General features: G+C 64.0%; 19 protein-coding genes and 1 pseudogene. 12 read left to right on the top strand and 8 right to left on the bottom strand.

All coding sequences use genetic code 11. From position 1 onward, the window contains the following. Positions 1-17: 17 nt before the first annotated feature. The 5 genes from ACK28C_RS07370 to ACK28C_RS07350 all read right to left on the bottom strand — a co-directional run bounded on the left by ACK28C_RS07370 (position 18) and on the right by ACK28C_RS07350 (position 5,066). On the bottom strand, positions 18-1,238 hold the full coding sequence (locus tag ACK28C_RS07370; protein ID WP_409152003.1) for a hypothetical protein: 1,221 nt from the start codon (positions 1,236-1,238) through the stop codon (positions 18-20). Positions 1,239-1,278: 40 nt separating this feature from the next. Beyond that, positions 1,279-3,048 (bottom strand): outer membrane protein assembly factor, encoded by a 1,770-nt coding sequence (locus tag ACK28C_RS07365; protein ID WP_208872895.1) that lies wholly within the window; start codon positions 3,046-3,048, stop codon positions 1,279-1,281. Positions 3,049-3,154: 106 nt separating this feature from the next. Continuing rightward, complete coding sequence (locus ACK28C_RS07360) at positions 3,155-3,739, bottom strand: hypothetical protein (RefSeq protein WP_409152002.1); 585 nt, start codon at positions 3,737-3,739, stop codon at positions 3,155-3,157. A 37-nt stretch (positions 3,740-3,776) separates the two neighbouring features. After that, positions 3,777-4,388: a sigma-70 family RNA polymerase sigma factor gene (locus ACK28C_RS07355; RefSeq protein WP_409152001.1), complete on the bottom strand. Its 612-nt coding sequence runs from the start codon at positions 4,386-4,388 to the stop codon at positions 3,777-3,779. 3 nt (positions 4,389-4,391) lie between these two features. Next, positions 4,392-5,066: a histidine phosphatase family protein gene (locus ACK28C_RS07350; RefSeq protein ID WP_409152000.1), complete on the bottom strand. Its 675-nt coding sequence runs from the start codon at positions 5,064-5,066 to the stop codon at positions 4,392-4,394. Between the two features lie 261 nt (positions 5,067-5,327). Between ACK28C_RS07350 and ACK28C_RS07345 the strand changes: the two genes are divergently transcribed. From ACK28C_RS07345 to der, 4 genes are read left to right on the top strand one after another with little or no spacing between them, the layout of a single operon-like run. Next, positions 5,328-6,953, top strand: coding sequence for a tetratricopeptide repeat protein (locus ACK28C_RS07345; protein ID WP_409151999.1), 1,626 nt, complete (start codon positions 5,328-5,330; stop codon positions 6,951-6,953). A gap of 43 nt (positions 6,954-6,996) precedes the next feature. Then, on the top strand, positions 6,997-7,644 hold the full coding sequence (locus tag ACK28C_RS07340) for a lactate utilization protein (protein WP_409151998.1): 648 nt from the start codon (positions 6,997-6,999) through the stop codon (positions 7,642-7,644). A 37-nt stretch (positions 7,645-7,681) separates the two neighbouring features. Continuing rightward, the gene (locus tag ACK28C_RS07335) at positions 7,682-8,701 is read left to right on the top strand and encodes an asparaginase domain-containing protein (RefSeq protein WP_409151997.1); all 1,020 of its coding nucleotides are present in this window, start codon (positions 7,682-7,684) and stop codon (positions 8,699-8,701) included. Position 8,702: 1 nt separating this feature from the next. Next, positions 8,703-10,013 carry a ribosome biogenesis GTPase Der gene (gene der / locus ACK28C_RS07330; RefSeq protein ID WP_409151996.1) on the top strand — a complete coding sequence of 437 codons (1,311 nt, stop codon included), beginning with the start codon at positions 8,703-8,705 and terminating at the stop codon, positions 10,011-10,013. A gap of 20 nt (positions 10,014-10,033) precedes the next feature. On the opposite strand, the gene ACK28C_RS07325 is transcribed toward der, so the two are convergent. Further along, positions 10,034-10,375: an MATE family efflux transporter gene (locus ACK28C_RS07325; RefSeq protein WP_015556369.1), complete on the bottom strand. Its 342-nt coding sequence runs from the start codon at positions 10,373-10,375 to the stop codon at positions 10,034-10,036. 67 nt (positions 10,376-10,442) lie between these two features. After that, positions 10,443-11,333, bottom strand: a pseudogene (locus ACK28C_RS07320) (MATE family efflux transporter); the annotation flags it as partial. On the opposite strand from ACK28C_RS07320, the gene ACK28C_RS07315 reads away from it, so the two are divergent. The 3 genes from ACK28C_RS07315 (at position 11,263) to ACK28C_RS07305 (ending at position 13,901) form a co-directional block, all read left to right on the top strand. Continuing rightward, a complete protein-coding gene (locus tag ACK28C_RS07315) occupies positions 11,263-11,514 on the top strand; it encodes a hypothetical protein (RefSeq protein WP_409151995.1) in 252 nt (83 codons plus the stop codon). The pseudogene ACK28C_RS07320 and the gene ACK28C_RS07315 overlap by 71 nt on opposite strands. A gap of 104 nt (positions 11,515-11,618) precedes the next feature. Then, positions 11,619-12,398, top strand: coding sequence for a TSUP family transporter (locus tag ACK28C_RS07310; protein ID WP_015556370.1), 780 nt, complete (start codon positions 11,619-11,621; stop codon positions 12,396-12,398). A gap of 243 nt (positions 12,399-12,641) precedes the next feature. Then, a complete protein-coding gene (locus ACK28C_RS07305; RefSeq protein ID WP_015556371.1) occupies positions 12,642-13,901 on the top strand; it encodes a dicarboxylate/amino acid:cation symporter in 1,260 nt (419 codons plus the stop codon). Between the two features lie 62 nt (positions 13,902-13,963). Here ACK28C_RS07305 and ACK28C_RS07300 read toward each other — a convergent pair whose 3' ends face one another. Further along, positions 13,964-14,194, bottom strand: coding sequence for a DUF1858 domain-containing protein (locus tag ACK28C_RS07300; protein ID WP_015556372.1), 231 nt, complete (start codon positions 14,192-14,194; stop codon positions 13,964-13,966). Positions 14,195-14,448: 254 nt separating this feature from the next. On the opposite strand from ACK28C_RS07300, the gene ACK28C_RS07295 reads away from it, so the two are divergent. The 5 genes from ACK28C_RS07295 (at position 14,449) to ACK28C_RS07275 (ending at position 22,620) form a co-directional block, all read left to right on the top strand. Beyond that, a complete protein-coding gene (locus ACK28C_RS07295; protein ID WP_015556373.1) occupies positions 14,449-15,831 on the top strand; it encodes a sodium-dependent transporter in 1,383 nt (460 codons plus the stop codon). A 34-nt stretch (positions 15,832-15,865) separates the two neighbouring features. Continuing rightward, entirely contained in the window at positions 15,866-17,254 is a 1,389-nt protein-coding gene (locus tag ACK28C_RS07290; protein WP_015556374.1) for a sodium-dependent transporter, read from the top strand. A 128-nt stretch (positions 17,255-17,382) separates the two neighbouring features. Continuing rightward, on the top strand, positions 17,383-18,801 hold the full coding sequence (rlmD, locus tag ACK28C_RS07285; protein WP_409151994.1) for a 23S rRNA (uracil(1939)-C(5))-methyltransferase RlmD: 1,419 nt from the start codon (positions 17,383-17,385) through the stop codon (positions 18,799-18,801). Between the two features lie 134 nt (positions 18,802-18,935). Then, on the top strand, positions 18,936-21,413 hold the full coding sequence (locus ACK28C_RS07280; protein WP_015556375.1) for a class I SAM-dependent DNA methyltransferase: 2,478 nt from the start codon (positions 18,936-18,938) through the stop codon (positions 21,411-21,413). A 421-nt stretch (positions 21,414-21,834) separates the two neighbouring features. After that, entirely contained in the window at positions 21,835-22,620 is a 786-nt protein-coding gene (locus ACK28C_RS07275) for a GIY-YIG nuclease family protein (protein ID WP_409151993.1), read from the top strand. Positions 22,621-22,732 lie beyond the last annotated feature (112 nt).

The following is a 22,732-nucleotide window of genomic DNA, read 5'->3' as shown; positions in this document are numbered from 1 at the left end:
TCCTCCTTCTGCGCGGATCACAGGGACCAGAGCCCCCGCAGCCCCACCCGATCGTCGCTCGTGCCGTCGTAGTAGACCTCGATGGAGATGTGCTCGTCAACGCGGTAGCCCAGCGCGCCCTCCTGCCCCAGCTCCGGGCTCCAGCGCCACCAGAGGTACGGCCGGCGCATCCGGGCGGGCCCCCACTGCAGGCGGCCGAACCACTCCTCCTCCGGCCACTGCACCTCCGCTCCAGCCCAGAGGTCCCCGAAGAGGCGCAGGCGCAGGCCCAGACGGCGCGTCAGCTCAAAGGCCTCCAGCCCGACGACGGCTTCCCCGTAGAGCTCCAGGTCCACCCCGGTGAGGTTCGCCGTGTTCCAGCCGAAGAAGGCCCCCGCCTCCGGGTAGCGGCCCTCCAGCCCGGCGTAGGCCGACACCCAGACCTGAAAGAGGAACCGGTCGCTGTCCACCCTGGCGTCCAGCTTCGCCACGGGCGCGGCGACGAACGTCGCCTCCGCCCGCGCCCGCATGTTCTCCACGGAGTGGCGCTCCTCCAGAAACTCCCGCGCCATCCTCTCCGCGTCCGCCCGGTGGCGTGCCACCCAGGGCACGGGGAGCCCGATCAGCGGGGAAAAGGCCGTCACCAGCTTGGCCTGAAGGTCGGACTGAAACATCATGGGGATGGTCCCCGAGTAGATGGAGGGGGCCACCGCCAGCACGAGGGGCGCCCTGGGGCGAAAGGAGATCGTCAACGTCCCGCCCGCGGGCGAGAAGGCGACCTGAAGGGAGAAGTCCCAGCCCGGCGTCCTGGCCTCCAGGGCCTCCGCGATCCGCCCTCTAAGGGCCTCGTCCGCCCACGCGAGCGCCGCCTCCGGCAGCGGGTGCAGCAGGGCCGCGACCTCTTCCGAAAGCCCGCTCACGTCCGCGCGAAACCAGTCCGAGAGCGCCCCTCGAAACTCAGGGAGCCGCAGCTCCACGTCCCAGGACGTCCGAGCCTCCGGGACGAAGCGAACGGCAGGAGCCTCACCTCCGGGGCGCACCTCGACGCCGTAGCCCGCGAAGAGCTGCCCCGCCACCGTGGAAAGCGTTCCCTCCCGGTCCACGCCGGGGCCCTTCGGGATCTCGCTCCAGACGGCCTCGAGGCTGCGGCGGACTGCGGGCTCAAGCCAGGCCGGAAGCCCGGAGACGCTCAGGGCCGCCCGCGCGGGGACGGGGACGAGTAGCGCGGACAGAAAAAGGAGCGCCGTCGCCGCCCTCAAGGGCCTCCGGCGGCGGGCGCCGCGCCCTCGCCCAAAACGGCTAGAACATATCGCCGAAGCCAAAGTACGTCTTGTTCTCGTCCTCGCCGTGCGCGTAGTCCACGCGCAGGTTGCCGAAGGGGGTCTTCACCCGGACGCCGATGCCGTAGTTGTCGTGGAGGTCGCCCCAGTCCATGGAGTTGCTGGCGTTCCCGACGTCGAAGAACCCCACCAGCGTGAAGTTGTCCTGCACGGGGAGCCGAAGCTCGAAGTTGCCCAGGAGGACGTTGCTGCCCTCGAAGGAGCGGCTGCTGTACCCGCGAAGCGTGTTCATCCCGCCGAGGGAATAGCGGGCGAAGGCGGGCAGTTCGTCGTTCGTGGCCGACCCGACGCGAAGCCGCGCGGCCAGGATGATGGGGTTCTCGTCGGTCCACGTCCCCTCGACGTCCACGACCCCCTCCACCAGCTTGTTCAAGGGCGCGTACCAGCGCAGCTGAGTCCAGTACTTCATGTAGTCGAACTCGCCGCCCAGCCCCTCGAAGGCCTTCTCCAGGGTCGTCTCCCACACGAGGCCCCTCGGATAGGGAAGGTAGGGGTCGCGCTTGTCCAGCGTGAACTGAAGCTCGGCCGTCTGATTGACGCCCTCCCACATCGTGAGGTCGTCGATGTAGCCCGGCACGGCGTTGTGGACGTCGTCGTAGCTGGTGTCCTCGTGGCGCAGCGTCAGGAACCAGCTCCAGTCCTCATTCTTGAACTTCCTGCCGATCCCTGCGTAGAACTGGGTGTTCTTCTCGTCGAACTCGAACTGGCGCTCTCCCTGACGGTAGTAATAGCGGTCGTCGTAGGTGCGGTAGCGCGCCCCCGCGCGCCACGCCCAGGTCTCGGAGTCCATATAGGGGCTGGACAGCGACAGCCAGTAGCTGGCCTCGTCGCCCTCGTCGAAGCCGATCTCGAAGTTGAGGCCCTTACCGAACAGGTTGGTGTCCCCGTAGGTCAGGCCGCCGCTCAAGCCGCTCTCGCTGCCGTAGGCCAGGTTCACCCCCACGGAGGCCGTGCGCTTCTCCTTCACGGTCAGGATGAGGTCCACCACGTCGTCCCGGTTCTCAGGGCTGTCGAAGGCAACGTTGACGTCTTCGAAGTAGCCCAGCCCCTGCAGCTTCCCCAGCTGGTAGCGGAAGCGCGTGACGTTGAAGAGGTCCCCCTCCTTCAGCTTGATCTCCCTCCGGATCACCCGCGTCCTCGTTCGGGTGTTGCCCTGGATGATGACGTCCCCCACCCTGGGTTCCAGGATCTTGACGCGGATGTCGCCGCCCTGCACCTGCACGTCCGACACGCGCACCATGACGTAGCCATCCGTGTGGTAGCGGTTCTGGATCCGATCCAGGTCGTTCCGAAAGAAGACGCGGTTGAAGACCGTCCCGACCTGGGAGAAGACCTCCTTCATCAGCTGCTCGCTCGTGTAGACGGTGTTGCCCTCGAAGACGATGGACTCTACGATCGGGTTCTCCCTGACGGAGAAGGTCACGGCGACCCCGTCCTGCTCCGGCGCGAGGTCTGCGTCCACGAAGGAGAAAAAGCCCTGGTTGTAGATCGCCTCAATGTCCTTCTGCAGCACGTCCCGATCCAGCGTCTGCCCTGCCTTCGTCGAGACGACGCCCAGGATGTAGTCCGACGTGACCTGGCTGTTCCCCGATACGCTCACCCTCGCGACGGACACGGCCTCCGCCTCTGCGGGCAGGCATAAGAGCACCATCGCCAGAGCCACCGCCAGGAAGCTCCATGCCGATCCGGGACGTCCTCCCGCGGAGCCCCTCATCAAAGTGCAGCTCAAAGGTCTTCCACTTCCTTTCAGAGTTCCCTCAAAACCTTTCAATATTTTAGACATCCCTAAAACGTTACGATATCAAAAAGCCTGGCGCGTCCGCATTCAGCCGTCCTCATCGCGCCTTGTCGATTCGGATCGCCGGCCCCTCGTTCCGCAGGGCCCTGGCTCCCGTCTGAAGCAGCAGGAACATCTTGTCGTAGGGCACCGCGTCCCCGTCCCGAGGGGCGGGGCGCACCGCGGCAGCCCCCTCTGGCTTCGGCGCTGCCGTGGCCGTCCGCGTCCTCCTGCCGGAGGCGGGCCGCTTCTCGGCCCTGACCGCGTGGGATGTCGCAGGGGCGGGGGCAGCTTCGGCCGGGGCCGGAGGGGGCGTTTCAACCCTCCGCTCAGGCTCCTGCACCGCGGCCCGGACCTCGCGGCGAGGGGGCAGCCCCTCCTCCCGCGACAGGGGGGACGGGACGGCCAGCACGGCCAGGAGCACCAGCGAGGACAGCCAGCCGACGACCGCTCGGCGGACGCGGCTCGGCCGAACCACCCCCACGCTCCGCCACACGTCGGATCGAAGGTCCTCCAGGTCCGCCCTGGCACACTCCGCATCCATCAGGGCACTCTCGATGGCCCCGGAACGGTAGGAGCTCTGAAACCGTTCCAGCCATCGAATGATGCCGGCTATGCGCCTGTCCATGCCGCCCTGAACCATCCCGCACCTCCCCGCGAACGCCCGTCAAAGGCCGCTCTTACTTTATCCCATCCCCCGCCTCTTTTATGGCATGGCCGTCCAGCCCAAGCCACGCCCGAATCCTCGCCACCGCCGTCCGGCGCAGGCGATAGACGTGGCTGATGTCCATCCGCTGCTCCGCCGCGACATCGCGGGGCTCCTTGCCATCAAAGAAGAGCGCGGACACCACCTCCGCCTCGCGACCCTGAAGCCGGGCGATGCTGTCCGCGACGTCCAGCCAGTCCTGCCTGTCGTCGTCCTCCTCCGGCTGGGCCGCCGTGAGCCATTCGTCCGGCACCGGAATGGGGGCGCGCCGCTCCGAGCGCTCCAGCAGGTTGACCATCTGGCCGTGAATCCGGTGGTAGGCGTAGGTGGAGAAGCGCAGCTCCCGCCCGGGGTCGAAGCGGTCCACCGCGCGGATCAGGGCCAGCATCCCCTCCTGGACGAGGTCCTGCTTGAGGGACGGAGACGCCCGGAGCCGCCCCGCGATCCAGAAGACCAGCGGGCGGTAGGCGACGATCAGTTCCTCCCGCGCCGCCGCATCCCCCCCGCGGCAGAGACACCACAGCTCCCGTTCCCTCTCAGGGGACAGGGACCTTGAGCTCTTTTCAGCCGTTTCGGGTTTTCGCATCGCTCACACCAGGCTGCCGGCCTCGTCCCACACCGGCAGGGTCCGGCCCGCGCGGCCGCCGCGGACGTGCAGGTCGTCGTTGGCAAAGCGGATGCAGGCCCTGCCGTTCCGAAGCTCCACGCCGGTCATGGCGCAGTTCGTCACGTCCATGTTCCACACGCGGTGCGGGTCGAAGCCCACCAGCACCGCGTAGAGCGCCCGCATCACCCCGCCGTGGGACACGACGACGATCCGCGTCTCCGGCCCGGCCAGGATCTTACCCACGGCCCGCTCGAGCCGGAGGCGTATGTCCTCCCATCCCTCCGCGCCGGACGGCGGGTTGAAGAAGGGGTCCTCCCGCCAGCGCGCGAAATCCTCCCGGCGCTCCTCCTTCAAGCTGGAGATGGAAAGCCCCTCCCACCCCGCGAAGTTCACCTCGTGAAGCTCCTCCAGCACGGCGGGGACAAGCCCGTGGCGTTCCGCCACGGCCCGGGCGGTATCGAGGGCCCTGGAGAGGGGGCTCGAGTAGACGGCCTCCGCACGCCAGGACGAGAGGCGCTCCGCCAGGGCCTGAGCCTGCCGGCGGCCGACGTCGCTCAGCGATATGTCCGTCTTTCCCTGGAAGCGCCGCGCCTCGTTCCACTCCGTCTGCCCGTGGCGCACCAGCACGACGCGCCGAAAAATCGATGACTCCGCCACACGTCTTCCCTCCCCGGCGCCGACGTCTCGTATCCCAATCCCTCCGGCCGGTCGCCGCCCATACGGCCTGTTTGACTTGAAATTATAACACGCTGGCCTGCTTTTCTCCCTACATAGAAAGGCCTGAAGTGCCCGGCGCCGCAGGCGCGGGGCGGACCGCGGAGCGCGGCCGGGGGGCCGTGACGCCACGGGGGCTTCAAGCGGGCAGAGGCGTTGCCAACTCGCAAAAATGCTGATAAACTGACCTGTGAGGTGAGCGCGGTGAAACAGGATCTGACGGATTGGCTGAACGGCACGAACGCATTGAATGACGCGGCCTCCAACGAGGGGGCGCAGGGGTTCCTTTTGGCGCCCCCCACAGCGGGGTCCGGGGGCGCCGACAGCGCGGCGCGCCCCGATGCCGACTTCCCCAAACGACCTGCCGAACCCACGCCTCAGGCGGAGGACGTGGAAGCCTCACCCCCAGAAGCTCCCTCCGAGCGGCAGCGGGCACCCCTCCGGTGGCCGACGCCGCCCTCGCGGCGCCCCGCGCCGGGCGCGCCGGACCAGGAGGGGAGCGTCCCACCGGCGGAAAGGTCCCCCCTGGGCACGACGCCCATGGACCTGGAGTCCGTCGCCGCGTTGAATCTGAACGCCGTCCAGGGCGCGGCGCCGGACGCGCCGCCCGAGGGGGAGCCCCTCCCCACTCCCCGGGAGGTTCCCGATCCCTCCGAGCCGGAGGAGGGGGCGGCCCCCCAGGACGCCCCGAAAGAGGAGAGCGCCCTTGAACCTCAAGACGCCGGGGAAGAGGGGGAAGGCGAGGACGGCCCCGCACCCGAGGAGCCCCGCAGAGAGGAGACGGAGGTCCCGTCCCACGCGATCTCCCGTCCCGTCGACTGGAGCCCCGACGAGGAGGAGCTGTCGGACGAGGAGCTGGAGCGCGACCTGCTCTTCTCCAAAAGGCTGCACCAGGTCATCCAGATGCGCCGGGACCGCGCGGAGGAGCTCCGCGGGCAGGAGAGCGGGCGCAGACGGAGCACGAGGCGCCGGGCCGTCCTCTGCACCGCGCTCCTGCTGGTCGCGCTCATCGCCTACGGAACCGTCCGATACGTCCGAAGCACCTCCTACGACTGGCTGAGCGACAGGGCGGAGCGGCTCTACCGCGAGGAGCGGTACGAGGCGGCCATCGACGCCTACGAGGACGCCCACCTGAAGTTCCCCGATTCCCCCACCCTCTTGATGGGGCTCGCGCGGTCCGCCATAGGGGCCGGGCGCTTTCAGACGGCGGACCTGGCCCTGGAGCGCTGCCTTCAGGTCCTCTCCCAGGACGACACGGCGGGGCGGGCGCGGGCGCTCTACGAGAAGGCGGCCGTCCGCGCGGCCCTGGACGACGCGGAGGGCGCCGTGGCGCACCTGCTGCAATCGACCCGGTACGCCCCGAACGACTACGACGTCTACATCCTTCTGGGACAGCTCCTGGAGAGGCAGGGGAAGGCACAGGACGCCCTCCGCGCCTACCGCGTCGCCCTGGACCTTCGCCCTTCCTCGGAGGAGGCGGACACGGCGATGCGGCGTATGCTGGAGGCCATCAAGGCGTCCACGGAGTCGAAGCAGGACCTTCGCCCCGCCTACGAGAAGCGCATCGAGGTCGGGACGGTGGCCCTGAACCTGAAGCGCTACGACGAGGCCACCTCCTATTTCTCTCAGGCCCTTGAGATCCGGAGCGACGACCCGCGTCCGTGGCTGGGACTGGCGGACGCATGGCGGAACAGGGGGGAGCCGGACAGGGCCCTCAAGGTCCTGGACGACGCCCGGAAGACGTGTCCGGGGGACCCGACCATCGAGACCCTGCGCGGCGAGGTCGAGGAACAGCTCGGCCGCAGGCCGGGGCCGGGAGGGCGCTCGTAGGCTCCCGTCGGCCCAACGAAGAACTCAGGAGGGACTGCTTTTTATGAAGGACGCATTTTCTGCGGCGCTGGCGCGCGCCGGTTCGGCGGTCGGCGGGGCCGTCGTGGGCGAGCTCAAGAAGAGGGGCTTCGACGCCCTCTATGCCCCGACGAAGGAGCAGGCGTTGGAGGCCGTTCTGGACCTGATCCCCGCCGGAGCCAGCGTCGGGGTCCCCGGCTCCGTGACCGTCCGTGAGGTCGGTGCCATGGAGGCGCTTCGGGCGCGAGGCTGCCGGGTGATCCAGCACTGGGGCGACATGTCCTCTCAGGAGTGCGCTCAGGCGCGGCTGGACGAGAACGCCGCGGACTTCTTCCTCACGAGCGCCAACGCACTCACGCAGGCCGGAGAGATCATCAGCATCGACGGCATGGGGAACCGGGTGGCCGCGATGGCCTGGGGGCGCGGGGAGCTGATCTTCGTCATCGGCCTCAACAAACTGGCCTCCACCCTGGAGGACGGCATCCGCCGGGCCCGGTCCGCCGTGATCCCCAACGCCCTGCGGCTGGGGGAGGAGACGCCCTGCACCAAAGCGGGGCGCTGCGTCGACTGCCGCGCCCCCTCGCGGGCCTGCCGCGCCATGCTGATCCTGGAGGCGCCGCCCCGCGGACGCGCCGTTCACGTCATTATCGCAGGGGAGGGCCTGGGGTACTGACGCCGGGCCATCCCGCAGAGACAGGAAGGTATCGCTTATGGAGAACAGAGACAAGATCGTCGTGCTCCTCGCCGGGGGCAGGATCGTTCACCGTTCCGAGGCCGAGAAGGACAAGGAACAGCGGCAGGAGACGCTCCTCTCAAACGCGGAGCTGGCGGCCCTCCTGCCCGACGACCTGAAGGACCTCACGTCGTTTCAGGAGTGGAGCTCCCAGCCCATCTCCAACTGCAGCCTGCGGATGTGCAGCGACATCATGCACATGGCGGCGGGCTACGTCAACGACGAGGGCGCAAGGGGGGTCGTCGTCACCTGCGACGTCCAGGGCATGTCGGAGCTGGCCTACTTCGCGGACCTCGTGTGGGGCTTCAACCCGCCCCTGGTTTTCACGGGCTCCATCTTCCACGCAAACACGCCGAACAGCGAGACGTCCCTGCGCCTGGGACAGGCCGTCCGCGCCGCCCTGTCCGGCTTCTGCGCCGGCAAGGGCGCGCTGATCTGCATGGGAGACGCCGTCTACGCCCCGGCCGACGTCATCAGCATCTCGAACTCGCGCAGCGCGGGCGTCCTGGCCTTTCCGGAGACCCCCCTGGGCATCTTCCTGCAGCCCTCCGGGCGACTCTTCCCCCTTCGCGCCCCCCGCGCCCGCCAGGCGAAGAGCATCGACACCGTCCCGGCCCGCAACATCGCCATCGTCAGCGCCTCGCTGGGCGACGGTGACCTCATCCTGAAGGCCATCCTGGACAAGCGCATCGAGGAACTGGACGGGCTCGTCATCTCCGCCTTCGGCGACGGAGACGTCCCCTCCTCCTGGCCCCCCCTCCTGCGCAAGATCCTGCGCGAGGGGGTGCCCGTCGTGCTGGCCACGCGCTGCCCCATGGGATACGTCCAGCCGATGGACAACTTCGAGGGCAGCGCGGCACAGCTCCTGGAGATGGGGCTCTTCAGCGCGCGGGGGCTCACCCCGCTTCAGGCCCGAATCCGCCTGGCCATCGGCCTGGGGGACGGACTGAAGGACGACGAGCTGCGCCGGTACATGGACTGGCAGGGCGAGAAGTAGCATGGCCATCGCAGCGATCATCGGCAGGCCCAACGTCGGCAAGTCCTCGCTGTTCAACCGCCTGATCGGGCGGCGGGAGTCCATCGTGGACGACGCGCCGGGCGTGACGCGGGACCGCATCTACGGCGAGGCGGAGTGGCGCGGCCGGTCGTTCTACGTCATCGACACGGGGGGAATCCTGGGGGAGGAGTCCGCCTTCAGCGCAGGCATCCGCGCCCATGTGGAGGCGGCCATCGAGGAATGTGACGCCGTCGTCATGGTGCTGGACGGCCAGGCCGGGGTCACCGCGGCGGACGAGGAGGTGGCCCACCTCCTGAGGCGCAGCCGCAAGCCCGTCATCGTAGCCGCCAACAAGCTGGACGACATCAAGCACGACGACAGCGCAAACGAGGCCTACGAACTGGGCTTTGAGCACGTCGTGCCCATCAGCGCGCTGCACAAGCGCAACCTCGAGGACCTGCTGGACCTGCTGACGGAGCTGCTTCCCGATGAAAAGCTGCAGGAGGAGGCCACGGACGAGGTTCGCCTCGCCATCGTGGGCAAGCCCAACGTGGGCAAGTCCTCCATGTTGAACGGCCTGGCCGGCGCCGAGCGCTCGCTGGTCAGCCCGGTGGCGGGGACCACGCGGGACCCGGTGGACACCGCCGTCACCCTGGAGGGGCAGCGTTTCCGCATCGTGGACACCGCGGGCCTTCGCCGGCGCGGCCGCATGGACTCCGCCCTGGAGTACTACTCCTTCGTCCGCACCTTGGCCGCCGTGGACCGCTGCGACGTAGCGCTACTCCTGATGGACGCGCAGGACCCCTGCACGGACCAGGACAAGAAGATCGCTGCCCACGTCGTGGAGAAGGGGAAGGGGCTGGTCCTCATCCTGAACAAGTGGGACCTGGTCACGGGAGAGCGGCCCGGCGACAGGCTGACGAAGCGCATCCGGGACGACATGCCCTTCCTGAGCTGGGCGCCCATCCTCTTCACCTCCGCCAGGAGCGGCCGCGGGCTGCAGCGAATCGCCCAGACGGTCCTCGCCGTGCGGGAGGCCCGCCGCCGCCGCATCCCCACCAACGTCCTGAACCGCCTGATGCGCGACGTGCTGGCCTTCGACCGCCTGCCCTCGAACCGCAAGGGCCGCTCCCTCCGCATCTACTACTGCTCCCAGGCCGACACGGAACCGCCGACGTTCATCTTCTTCGTCAACGAACCGGACATCGTGAACACGGCCTTTGAAAACCACGTCCGCAACGAGCTGCGGCGGCTTCAGGACTTCACCGGCACGCCGCTGCGCGTCTTCTGGCGCGGGAAGGAGAAGGAGTAGGGGCGTCACACGGGCGACCGTCAGTCCCGCGTCCCCCCACTCCTTTCGGTCGCTGCGGCGAGGCCCCGCCTCTGCCAGCGCGGGCCGGCCAGCCGCGCCAGGAAGATCGCTCCCCGCCCGCAGAGCTCGACGCACATGGCCAGCCACACCCCGCGAAGGCCCCTGCGGGGGGCCAGGAACGCCGCCAGCGGAAGGCGCACGCCCCACATGCTGGCGAGGGTCATCAGGCTGGAAAAGAGGGTGTCCCCCGCCCCGCGAAAGACGCCCGCAGCGACGATGTGCGCCCCATACAGTGGCTCCGCCAGCAGCTCGACGCGCAGCACCTCCACGCTCAGGGACAGGATCTCCGGGTCGGTCGTCATCGGTGCCGATCACCTGCGGGGCCAGGAGGTAGAGCAAGATGCCACCGAGGGCCATGACGGTCATCCCCAGCAGGACGACCATCCAGCCCAGCCGCCTGGCCAGCTCCCCCCGTCCGGCCCCCAGGGCCTGCCCCACCAGCGTCGCGGCGGCGAGCTCAATGCCATAGCCCGGCATGTAGCATAAACCCTCCGCCGTGACGGCAAAGGTGTTCGCCGCGATGGCGGTCGTGCCCAGCGGCGCCACGATCGCGGTGCAGGCGACGTAGGCGCTTCCCATCGCGACCCCATCCAGGGCGAGGGGAAGGCCGATCTTGAGCGCCCTGACGAGGTCCTCTTTCAGCCGGCCCGCCGGCGGTTCCCGCCGCAGCCGCAGCGCCGGCGAGCGCACCAGGAGGAAGAACAGCATCAGCGCAGCGCTGACGGCCTCGGCGAGGAGCGTCCCCAGCGCCGCCCCCGTCACGCCCAGCCCCGCGCCCGGAAGCCGGACGCCCACGCCCCACAGCGGCACGACCCTTGAGGGAAAGATCAGGAGCGCGTTGAAGGCCACGTTCAGGACGCACATGAGGGCGTTTATCGTGCTCGGCAGGCGCGCGTTGCCGCTGCTCTGCAGCATGTCGCCCGCGATGTAGTTCATCTGAAGCGCGGGCAGGCCCAGGGCGTAGATGAAGAAGTAGGAGGCTGCATCTCTGCAGACGTCCTCCTCCCCGCCAAGCCATCGTGGCAGGGAGCCGCTCAACGCCGCCCCGACGGCGGCCAGAAGGAAACTGAAGGCCAGCGCCGTCATCAGGCCGCGGCGCACCACGCTCCGCGCCTCCGCTCCGCGCCCTCCGCCCACGCGATGCGCCACCTGCACCGAGAAGCCAGAGCTGACCGCCCCGCAGAGGCCGATGATCAACCACGTGCTGCTGGACACCAGCCCAACGGCAGCCGCCCCGCGGGCTCCCAGGCTCCCCACCATCGCGGCATCGACGTACTCCATCACGATGGTCGCGAGGTACGACAGCATGGCGGGGACGCTGAGCCGCATCGTCAGCAGGAGCTCCTCCCGAAGGCTCAGGGCCTCCCCTCCGCGCAGTTTTTCCAGCAGGTCCGTCCGTTCGATCTCGTCCACTCCCTCTCAAGGCCCGATAACCTTCTAAAATTCATCATAGCACATCAGGCAACGCCCCCGCAGAGGGGATGGATGAACGAAGGCTAAGGGGTAAAATAGGGCATAAAATTCACTTTTTGGGAGGTTATCATCATGGGACCGAATCTGTACCAGGCACTGCCCTTCTGGCAGCAGGCGGCGATCGTCTGTCCGCTGATCTTTCTGGGAGGCTTCGTGGACGCCATAACGGGCGGGGGCGGGCTGATCACCCTGCCCGCCTACCTGTTCGCAGGGCTGCCCGTCCACTTCGCGCTCGGGACGAACAAATTGAGCTCCTGCATCGGCACCGCCCTGACGACGGCTCGATACGCCCGCGCCGGCTTCATCCCGTGGAAGCTCGCCTGCCTCTGCGTGGCGGCCTCGCTGATGGGCTCGAACCTTGGGGCGCACCTGGCGCTCTTTCTCAACGACCGCATCTTCAAGTTCGTGATGCTCTTCCTGCTGCCGGTCACGGCCCTCTACGTCCTGAAGGGACGCGCGCTGGTGCACCAGCGTCCTCCCCTGCCCCAGGCGCGGACCGTCCTGACCAGCGCAGCCATCGCCTTTGCCCTGGGAGCCTACGACGGCTTCTACGGCCCAGGAGCCGGCACGTTCATGCTGCTCCTGCTGGCGGCGGCGGCCCACCTGAGCCTCAACACGGCCAACGGCGTCGCCAAGTCCATCAACATGGCGAGCAACCTCGCAGCCCTCACCGTCTTCTTGATCAACGGCCGGGTGCTCTTCCCCCTCGGCCTGCTTGCCGCATGCTTCGGCCTCGCCGGGAACTACCTTGGGGCCCGATCCTTCGAGCATGGCGGGGCCAGGGCGGTCAAGCCCATCATGCTCACGGTGTTGGCCATCTTCTTCGTCAGCCTGCTCCGCGACCTGTTTTGAAGCGGAAACTTCCGTAGTCTGATCCAATGGACCTTCACGCAGAGATTCACGGCGTCGGATTTTCTATGGGATAATGTGGTAATATGGATCGGTATATTTTTTCGTCGACCGAAGCCCTTTCGACACCCCATCATAAACAGCAGGTCGGCGACGGCCCCGTCGGAGGCGGCGGGGTCGCCCGCGGAAAGCCCTCGTTCACTTGAGAAGTCAAAACGCGATTAAAAGGAAAGGAAGATCGTCATCATGCCAAAAAGGGAGTCCGTCTTTCAGAACTACGCGCTCTTGATCGCCATGCTGGGCGCCATCGCGGCCGGGTGTGCCGTCGGCTGGGCCTGGCCCGGCGCCGCGGCGCTTGAACCCCTGGGGACCGTCTTCATCAACCTGCTGTTCTGCATCGTCGTGCCGCTGGTGTTCTGCTCCGTCGCGGGCGCCATCGCCAACATGAAAAGCCGCGCGCGGGCCGGAAAGATCATGGGCGTCACCATCGCCACCTTCGTCGTCACGGGGGCCATCGCCTCCGTCATCACGATCGCCCTCATGAAGCTCTACCCGCCCGTGCCGGTCCCCTGGACGGAGCTCAAAGCCGCCGAGGTGGGCGATCAGGCAAGCCTTGCCACGCTCGTCGTCAACTTCTTCACCGTCCCGGACTTCTCCGCCCTCCTCAGCCGCCGGGCCATGCTGCCCCTCATCGTCTTCTCCATCCTCTTCGGCTTCGGGGTCAGCATGGCGGGCGGCCCCGCGACCCTCACCGCGAGGGCCCTGGCCGACATGACGGAGTGCATGCTGAAGGTCATCAAGCTCCTGACCTACTACGCGCCCATCGCCTTCTTCGGGTTCTTCGCCTCCCTCGTGGCGACTTACGGACCGCAGCTCATCGGCGACTACAGCCGGGCGCTCGTCGTCTACTACCCTCTGTGCTTCGTCTACATCCTGACGGCCTTTCCCCTCATGGCCTGGTTCGGCGGCGGCGCGGCGGGGCCGCGGGTGATGTTCCGCCACATCCTGAAGCCCGCCGTCACGTCGCTCGGCACCTGCTCCTCCATCGCCACGATCCCGGCCAACATGGAGGCCGCGGACGACAGCGGCATCTCCCGCGACATCACCGAGATGGTCCTGCCCCTGGGGGCCACCATGCACATGGACGGCTCCTGCTTCTCCTGCACCCTGAAGATCGCCTTCCTGTTCGGCGTCTTTGGTATGGAGTTCAGCGGCGTGGACACGTTCCTTCGGGTCATCCTGGTGTCCGTGGTCTCCTCCGTCGCCATGTCCGGCATCCCCGGAGGCGGCTACATCGGCGAGTTCGTCCTGTGCTCCCTCTTCTTCCCGGACCACCTACCCCTGGCCTACCCCATCGCGATCACCATCGGCAACCTGGTGGACCCCCCCGCCACGATGATCAACGCATCGGGGGACTACGTGGCGTCCTTCATCGTCTCCCGCTTCGTCGACGGCCGGGACTGGCTGAAGAACGCCCTCGCTAGGAAGGCATCCGAAGGCGCGTAGAACCGCTCACATAATGGCGAGGGGCAGCCCCACGGCTGCCCCTTTTGCTTCATGTCCCCCGGCTACCTGCCCGCCAGGTATTCCTTGATGGCGGCCAGGACCTGATCCGCATCGAGGCCGTGAACCGCGCAGGCATCTTCAAGGGACTCCCCTATCGACGAGGGGCACCCCACACAGTGCATCCCGCTCCGCATCAGGACCTGGGCAATGCCCATGTCATGCGCCAGCATCTCTCCCATCGTCGTCGCCTTCGTCACCTCAAAGGGCTCCGCCGCCTTAACCGCCTCCGCCATTGAGATCCCCTCCCAAATAAAATATAGAAAAAATATCAGGTATTATACCCTTCTCTTGAGCGTCGCATCATCCTTCAAAATACCGACCTGTTGTATAATAGGGAAATTCTGTTTTCGTTAAGGGAGAGCCCTTGCACGGAGCCGGAAAGCCCCCCGATTTCGAGGGCGTCCGAGCCCCTGCAGCGCAGGCTCAAAAAGACGGCGGAGCCGATTTTGTCCCCCTTAACGCCAGACTTGAGAGGAAGGTATTCGTCATGGAGAACGGCAAGAAACGGGAAACTCTGGGCAGCCGGCTGGGCTTCATCTTCCTGTCGGCGGGGTGCGCTATCGGCCTCGGCAACGTGTGGCGCTTCCCCTTCATCACGGGGCAGTACGGCGGGGCGGCCTTCGTCCTGATGTACGTTGCCTTCCTGCTGCTCCTCGGCATTCCCGTCATGGTGATGGAGTTCGCCGTGGGGCGCGCCTCGCAGAAGAGCTCCACCCGGTCCTTCAAGGTCCTGTGCCCGGAGCGTCGCGTCTGGGGCCTCTGGGGCTATGGAGCCTGGATCGGCAGCGTCATGCTCATGACGTTCTACACCGTGGTGACGGGCTGGATGCTGGCCTACGTCTGGTATTCCGCATCGGGGAGGTTCGCGGGCGCCACGCCGGAGGCCGTGAACGACGCCTTCGGCACGCTGCTGTCGGCCCCGAAGGAGCTCCTCGGCTGGACGGCGCTCACGTCGCTCATCGGCGCCGCCGTCTGCTGGACCGGCCTGCGCCAAAGCGTGGAGCGCGTGACCAAGGTCATGATGTGCGGCCTCCTCGCCATCATGATCGCGCTGGCCCTTCGCTCCGTCACCCTGCCGGGGGCGGAGTGCGGCCTCGAGTTCTACCTGAAGCCCAACTTCGCGAACCTCACGGCCAACGGCCTCTGGAGCAGCGTCTACGCCGCGCTGGGACAGGCCTTCTTCACGCTCAGCCTCGGCATCGGCTGCATGGCCATCTTCGGCAGCTACATCGGCAAGGACCGCTCCCTGACGGGGGAGGCCCTCCTGGTGACGGCGCTGGACACGGCCGTGGCCCTCTGCGCGGGGCTCATCATCTTCCCCGCCTGCTTCGCCTACGGCGTCAACCCGGGGGCCGGCCCCGGCCTGATCTTCGTCACGCTGCCCAACATGTTCAACCAGATGCCCAGCGGGCAGCTCTGGAGCACCCTCTTCTTCCTCTTCATGAGCTTCGCTGCCCTCTCCACCGTCATCGCCGTCTTCGAGAACATCATCGCGGGCCTGATGGACCGCCTGGGCTGGAATCGGCAGGCCGCCGCGCTCTTCACCGGCGTCGCGATCCTCCTCCTCTCCATCCCCTGCGCCCTGGGCTTCAACCGATGGTCCGGCTTCCAGCCCCTGGGCGCCGGGTCCGGGGTGCTGGACCTGGAGGACTTCATCGTCAGCAACAACCTGCTGCCCCTGGGGTCCCTCGTCTACCTGCTCTTCTGCGTCTCGCGATGGGGCTGGGGATGGGACGGGTTCATCCAGGAGGCGGACGCCGGGCGCGGCATCAAGTTCCCCGCCTTCCTCCGCCCTTACTTCACCTGGGTGGTGCCCCTGCTCGTGCTCTCCATCTTTGCGGCGGGCTACTGGGAAAAGTTCGTGAAGTAGCCGGCTCTCTTTGCTTTCAAAAAATCGAGGTCTTATGATGGAAATGACGGAAAAGAAACGGGAAACTCTGGGCAGCCGGCTGGGCTTCATCTTTCTTTCGGCGGGGTGTGCCATCGGCCTCGGCAACGTGTGGCGCTTCCCCTTCATCACGGGCCGCTACGGCGGGGCGGCCTTCGTCCTGATCTACATCGTCTGCCTGCTGGCCCTGGCGCTGCCGCTCCTCGTGATGGAGTTCGCCGTGGGGCGCGCGTCCCAACGCAGCGTTGTGACCTCCTTCGCCGCCCTCTGCCCCCGGCACCGCGCCTGGTCCGTCTGGGGCTACGCCGGCTGGATCGGCTGCACGCTCCTCATGATGTTCTACACCGTGGTGACGGGCTGGATGCTGGCCTACACCTGCTACTCCGCCAGAGGGGACCTGGCGGGGCTCACCCCGGACCAGGTGGGGGGCGCTTTCGCCAGCCTCCTTGCGGACCCGGCGGCCATGGTGCGCTGGCTGGCCCTGGCGGTGGGCGTCAGCGCCGCCGTCTGCTGCTCCGGCCTCAGGCGGGGTGTCGAGCGCGCGGCGAAGGCGATCATGGCCAGCCTCCTCGTCATCATGGTTGCGCTGGCCATCCGCTCCGTCACCCTGCCCGGGGCGGAGCGCGGCCTCGAGTTCTACCTGAAGCCCAACTTCGCAAACCTCACGGCCAACGGCCTCTGGACCACCGTCTACGCCGCGCTGGGACAGGCCTTCTTCACTCTGGGGCTTGGCGTCGGCAGCATGGCTATCTTCGGAAGCTACATCGGCAAGGACCGTTCCCTGATGGGCGAGGCCCTCCTGATCTCGACGCTGGACACGAGCGTGGCCCTCTGCGCGGGGCTCATCATCTTCCCCGCCTGTTTCGCCTACGGCATCGAGCCGGGCGCAGGCCCCGGCCTGATCTTCGTCACGCTGCCCAACATGTTCAACCAGATGCCCAGCGGGCAGCTCTGGAGCACCCTCTTCTTCCTCTTCATGAGCTTCGCCGCCCTCTCCACCGTCATCGCCGTCTTCGAGAACATCCTGGCCTGCTTCATGGACAAGCTGGGCTGGAGCCGCCCCCTCGCCGCCCTCGTCACGGGCTGCGGGCTCTTCGTGCTGGCCCTGCCCTGCGCTCTGGGCTTCAACCGGTGGTCCGGCTTCCAGCCCCTGGGCGCCGGATCCGGAGTGTTGGACCTGGAGGACTTCCTCCTCAGCTACAACCTGCTGCCCATCGGGGCCATCGTGTACGTGACGTTCTGCGTCTCGCGCTACGGTTGGGGCTGGGACGCCTTCATCAGGGAGGTCAACACGGGCCAGGGCGTGAAGTTCCCGACGTTCCTGCGCGGCTACCTGACCTACGTGGCCCCCGTCATCGTCCTCCTCGTCTTCCTGGCCGGCTACTGGGAGAAGTTCTTCAAGTAAACCAAACCATCTTACATTAAAAGCGCCGGCTTCCCCATCGGGGGCCGGCGCTTTTTTTGCTTTTTCAGGGCGTCTCACGCCTTTTTGTTGTATCATTACACCATCAATGCCATTGGGAGGGCGGTCTCATGCGGGACGGGCGGAACGGCAGCGGAGGCGCTGAGGGAGGGCGCGGTCGGGGCGCGGAGGCGGGGCGACGGACGCGAGGCGAAAGAGGGCCCAGGGTGCGCCTCGAGGTCAGTGCGCTATCCAGCGACGGCGCGGGCATCGCACGCACGGCAAACGGCGTGGTCTTCGTCACAGGCGCCCTGCCGGGGGAGTCGGTCACGGCGGAGGTCACGAGCCGCCACCGGGACTTTTCCACGGCGCGGACGCTGTCGGTGGAGCGCCCCGCGGAGGGCCGCGCCGAGCCGCGCTGTCCCCACTACGGGCGCTGCGGCGGGTGCCAGCTTCAGCACGCGGCCTATCCCCTGCAGCTGAAGCTGAAGGCCGCTCTGGTCCGCGACGCCATGACGCGCATCGGCGGCTTTTCCCCCGACCTCTTCGAGGGGCTGGAGTGCGTGCCCTCGCCCCAGAGCTGGGGCTACCGCAACAAGGCCTCCTTCCCTGTGCAGTCCCTCCACGGTCAGATCGTCACGGGCTTCTACCGCGCGGGCACCCACCGACTGGAGCGGCTGCAGGAGTGCCCCGTCAACGCCGCGCCCCTGAACGCCCTTTACCGCACCGTGCTGGGCGGCCTGAAGGACCTGCCCTTCGACGGCTACGACGAGCGGACGCAGGAGGGCAAGCTGCGCCACATCGTGATGCGCGCGGGGCTCAACACGGGCCAGACCCTCCTGTCCTTCGTCCTGAACGGACGCCTCGCCGCGCGAGGCATCAAGGCTCTGGCCGCCCTGGGAGCCAGAGCCCGCCCCACGACGCTGACGCTGAACCACAACTCGCGCCCCGGCAACGTCATCCTGGGGCCCCACACGGAGGCCCTGTCGGGGGACGGCCGCATTGCGGAGAAGCTGGGTCCATGGACCCTGGCCTTCGACACCACCTCCTTCTTTCAGGTGAACACGGGACAGGCGGAGCGCCTCTTTCGCTACGCCGTCCAGCAGGCGGAGGACGCAAAGGAGCTCCTGGAGCTCTACAGCGGCGTCGGGTCCATGACCTGCTACCTGACGGAGCGCGGCGCCGTCACCAGCGTGGAGGAATGGCGCAGCGCCGTGCAGATGGCGGAGCGCAACCTGAAGGCCAACGGCCTGAACGTCCGGACGCTCTGCGGCCGAGCGGAGGACGTGGTGGAGGAGCTTCACGGAGGGTACGGGGCCGTGGTGATGGACCCGCCGCGCGACGGCTGCGCCCGACCGGTGCTGGAGGCCGTGGCCCGCTTTGGGGCGCCGCGGGTGGTCTACGTGTCCTGCAACCCCGCAACGCTGGCCCGCGATTGCAAAATCCTGGCCGGACACGGCTACCGGCTTCAAACCATCCGCGCCTTCGACATGTTCCCTCAGACGGCTCACGTGGAGACGGTTGTCCTGATGGCGCGGGATAAGGACTAAGATTTGAATAGACTCCGCTCACCCTTTGCTGTCGCATTTTGTATTGTAAACCCAGAGGAGGGAATCGAAGAAAAAGGGGCAAAAGCCGTATAGTGGTCCCAAAATTGACAACTGGAGATACGAGGTGGCAATGGATGGCAAAGAAGGAAGTCAGAACGGATTTATGGGTTGCTAAGCAGCTGGATGAGTGCGGTATCAACTTTGATGCACAAGGAAGCAATATCAAAGAAATTAACGAAGCCCTGAAGACGGCATCGAAACGCGGTACAGGCAATGTCGGTTATCCTGAGTATGTAGCCGTGATTGGCGATTTCGTTCTTGTTATTGAGGACAAGGCCGATACAGACAAACAGCTGAAATTGACCGACAAGAAGATTATTGACACGGATACGAAGTCGATTACAGAATATGCCGTAAACGGCGCATATTTTTACGGTAAGCACATTGCACAGAATAGTTCTTTTAAGAAGGTGTTCGCGCTCGGTGTCTCTGGCGACGAGAAGCATCACGTCATAACACCTCTGTATGTGGATGACCGCGAAGGATACAAGCAGTTGCCCGACATTGAATCTTTCGTATGGTTCTCTCCAAGTAACATCGGCGAGTATTATACACGTTATGTGCTGGAGGAGGCGACGGACGTCGAGAAGACGACGGAGCAGATTCTCAAGGACGCGGCGGAGCTGCACGAGTACCTGCGCACGTACGGCACATTGAAAGACCAGGACAAGCCCCTCGTCGTGGCCGGAATCTTGCTTGCGTTGGACGAGGTAAAACATGAAGAGTTCAAAATCGACAACTTGACGGGCAGTCAGGTGGATAAGAACCACGACGGCGATAAGCTGATGAAAGCCATCAACACGAGGCTGACACGTTCGAACGTGGGGCCAGATGCGAAGAAGGACAAACTCCTATCGGAGTTTAGCATCTTGAATACCAGCTTCAGGCTGAACGAAGTCAACGACGTTCTCGGCAAGACGCCGTTGAAGTTCTACACGAAGTTTCTGTATGACCGCGTGTTTCGGAACATCAAATATCAAAAAACCTCTGAAGACTTCATCGGTCGCTTTTACGGCGAGTTCATGAGTTATTCCGGTGGAGACGGGCAGACGCTTGGCATCATATTGACCCCGCGCCACATCACCGACCTGATGTGCGATCTGGTCGATGTACAGGTGAATGATGTCGTCCTAGACCCTACTTGCGGGACGGCAGGTTTTCTGATCTCGGCCATGCACAAGATGCTGTCCATGTCTGACAGCGATGCCCAGAGGAAGGACATCAAGAAAAAACAGCTTCACGGTTTTGAGCTCCAGAGCAATATGTTTGCTGTCGCGGCAGCGAACATGATCCTGCGCCATGACGGGAACAGCAACCTCGAATGCACAGACTTCCTGAAGAAGAATCCCGCTCAGGTGCAGATGAAGGGTGCGACAATTGGTCTTATGAATCCACCGTACTCGCAGGGTACGAAGGCTGACCCGTCCCAGTACGAGCTTTCGTTCGTAGAGCATTTGCTGGACTCCCTGACAGAGGGAGGGCGGGCGGCTGTTATTGTTCCTCAGTCTTCAATGACGGGAAAGAGTGCCGAGGAAAAAGTATTCAAGGAGTCTATCTTGAAGAATCACACCCTTGAGGGTGTGATCACTTGCAATACCGAGACCTTCTATGGCGTTGGTACGAATCCTGTTATCGCGTTGTTTACGGCACACGAGCCACATCCTGAGGACAAGGTATGCAAGTTTATCGACTTCAGAAATGACGGTTTCGAGACAAGGGCGCATGTCGGTTTAGTCGAGGGAGATTCTGCAAAGGATAAGAAACAGCATCTTCTAGATGTATGGAATGGACGCATTGAGGCTCCTTCAAAGTTCTGTGTCAAAACGACCGTTGAAGCATCGGATGAGTGGCTTCACTCGTTTTACTATTTCAATGATGAGATTCCAACCGATGCCGACTTTGAGAAGACTATCGGTGATTATCTGACGTTTGAGTTTTCTATGGTCATGCAGAACCGCGAGTACCTGTTCGAGGACACGAAGGGAAGGGACGATGACGAGTTGGGCGATTACGTTGAGATTCCTTCTCTTGAGGAGAAGGAGTGGGAGGCGTTTAGCGTTGATTCGTTGTTCCCCACTATTGAGCCTACCAAAGGAAAAACAACGTCCGGTCTAGTTGACGGTGAAGGGTTGCCGTATATTGCAGCAGCAAAATCTATAATCGGGTGTCAAATTTGTTCCAAGGTGGCAAATAACGAATGGGCCTCTAAGGGAAATGGCATGGTTTTCGTACAGCTGGGAGATGGCGCAGCAGGACTTGCACATTATGTACCAATGCCTTTTGTTGGAATGTCAGGAAAAACATCAGTTGGATATTCAAAACATCAGAATTTATATAATGGTCTATTTATTGCGCGATGCCTTTCCTCAAACAAAGCCATTTTTTCTCATGGCCATAGTTGGACGGGGAGAAGATTGACAAAAACTAAGGTAATGCTCCCTGTCAACAATGATGGTGAGCCCGACTACGACTACATGGAGCAGTACTCCAAGAACATGATGCTGCACAAGTATAAGCAATATTTAAGATTTATTGATGGAAAGGGGCAATGATATGTGAGACACCTCATTAACGCGCATCGCCTTGCCTACAGAGCAATATCGTTTGCTTTTTGGTACGGCAATGAGCGTATTCAGCTCAAACAAAGGCTTTGTGCTTGAGAACATATTGCATACTGACAATTCCTATTCGTAACATAAACTGATTGACAAGGAATCAGGTCAGCTGAAGTCATGTATCGCTAAAGCTTGAACAGGCTCCGTTTATCCCCTGCTGTTGTGAATGGTTGTGAATAAGATGATAAATCTAAAAACAAAATGGCCAGACGAAGCGGCGTCATTAAGAAATCAAAAGAACTCCTGGCAACAGGCATCCTTCTGATCAACTCAAGCAAAGGGGAATATCACTGTGCATGGACGATCAATAGAATTGTTCCTCGTTAATGGGACAGCGGAAAGTATTGTCACTGCGGAATTGTCCAACTGGAACGGTAAGGCAGTAAAGATACCTCGAATTGAGGTAGCTGATTGCATGCGCAAAGATATACAAGAGCCAGGCGTTTATTTCTTATTCTGTAAAGACGATGAGAACAACAAAGATTCTGTCTACATCGGAGAGGCTGAAAATGTAAAGGAACGCTTGCTACAGCATCTTCGAGATGCTACGACAGAACAAGAAAAGTATTATTGGAACACGGCACTCATCTTTGTTGGTCGTGATCTGAATAAGGCTCTGATCCGCTATTTAGAGAATAGACTCGTTGAGCTTGCACTGGCAAGCAATCGTTATGATATTCTTACAAAAAACACCTATAAGAATACCGTTCTGAAAGAGTCTCAGATCGCGGCAATGGAAGAATTCCTGGAAAATATTAAGGTTCTTATTAACACGCTTGGATATAAGGTCTTAGAGCCACTACGACAGGGGCATTCCGGCGATGGGGAAGAAGAGAAATTCCTCTACCTTAAAACAGGAAAAACAGATGCCGTGGGGGCTGTTACAGCAGAAGGCTTCGTTGTCCTTGCTGGAGCAAAGATCAATGCTAAGAGCTCCGATAAATCACTGTCAAAAGGGATGGCAAAACTTCGCCAGAAACACTTTGATGCCGGTCATGTCAGCTCAGACCTTGTAACAACGGAAGATATACTTTTTTCAAGCTCATCATCCGCAGCGATTTTTGTGACGGGCTATAGCATGAGCGGCCCCGCCCACTGGAAAGATAAAAATGGCAAGACACTCAAAGAAATAGAATCAGAATAACCGTTAATAGAAAGGAATGGAGCGATTGTCCTCTCTGTCGTTGGGGTTCTGGCTGGAGCGTCGGGCAACGTTTTGATGAAGAGGCCACTCCTGAACAGGCCCCTTCAAAGAT

The organism is Fretibacterium fastidiosum (assembly GCF_964642095.1).
In the GTDB taxonomy this organism is placed as follows: domain Bacteria; phylum Synergistota; class Synergistia; order Synergistales; family Aminobacteriaceae; genus Fretibacterium; species Fretibacterium fastidiosum.
Note: the sequence above shows the minus strand (reverse complement) of the source record. Positions and strands in the feature narration are given on the sequence as shown.

Excerpts from the sequence above, each read along its gene's own strand:
- ACK28C_RS07360 (WP_409152002.1), bottom strand. The coding sequence starts at position 3,739 with ATGGTTCAGGGCGGCATGGACAGGCGCATAGCCGGCATCATTCGATGG.
- ACK28C_RS07355 (WP_409152001.1), bottom strand. The coding sequence starts at position 4,388 with ATGCGAAAACCCGAAACGGCTGAAAAGAGCTCAAGGTCCCTGTCCCCT.
- ACK28C_RS07340 (WP_409151998.1), top strand. The coding sequence starts at position 6,997 with ATGAAGGACGCATTTTCTGCGGCGCTGGCGCGCGCCGGTTCGGCGGTC.
- ACK28C_RS07335 (WP_409151997.1), top strand. The coding sequence starts at position 7,682 with ATGGAGAACAGAGACAAGATCGTCGTGCTCCTCGCCGGGGGCAGGATC.
- der (WP_409151996.1), top strand. The coding sequence starts at position 8,703 with ATGGCCATCGCAGCGATCATCGGCAGGCCCAACGTCGGCAAGTCCTCG.
- ACK28C_RS07325 (WP_015556369.1), bottom strand. The coding sequence starts at position 10,375 with ATGACGACCGACCCGGAGATCCTGTCCCTGAGCGTGGAGGTGCTGCGC.
- ACK28C_RS07315 (WP_409151995.1), top strand. The coding sequence starts at position 11,263 with ATGATCAACCACGTGCTGCTGGACACCAGCCCAACGGCAGCCGCCCCG.
- ACK28C_RS07310 (WP_015556370.1), top strand. The coding sequence starts at position 11,619 with ATGGGACCGAATCTGTACCAGGCACTGCCCTTCTGGCAGCAGGCGGCG.
- ACK28C_RS07305 (WP_015556371.1), top strand. The coding sequence starts at position 12,642 with ATGCCAAAAAGGGAGTCCGTCTTTCAGAACTACGCGCTCTTGATCGCC.
- ACK28C_RS07300 (WP_015556372.1), bottom strand. The coding sequence starts at position 14,194 with ATGGCGGAGGCGGTTAAGGCGGCGGAGCCCTTTGAGGTGACGAAGGCG.
- ACK28C_RS07295 (WP_015556373.1), top strand. The coding sequence starts at position 14,449 with ATGGAGAACGGCAAGAAACGGGAAACTCTGGGCAGCCGGCTGGGCTTC.
- ACK28C_RS07290 (WP_015556374.1), top strand. The coding sequence starts at position 15,866 with ATGATGGAAATGACGGAAAAGAAACGGGAAACTCTGGGCAGCCGGCTG.
- rlmD (WP_409151994.1), top strand. The coding sequence starts at position 17,383 with ATGCGGGACGGGCGGAACGGCAGCGGAGGCGCTGAGGGAGGGCGCGGT.
- ACK28C_RS07280 (WP_015556375.1), top strand. The coding sequence starts at position 18,936 with ATGGCAAAGAAGGAAGTCAGAACGGATTTATGGGTTGCTAAGCAGCTG.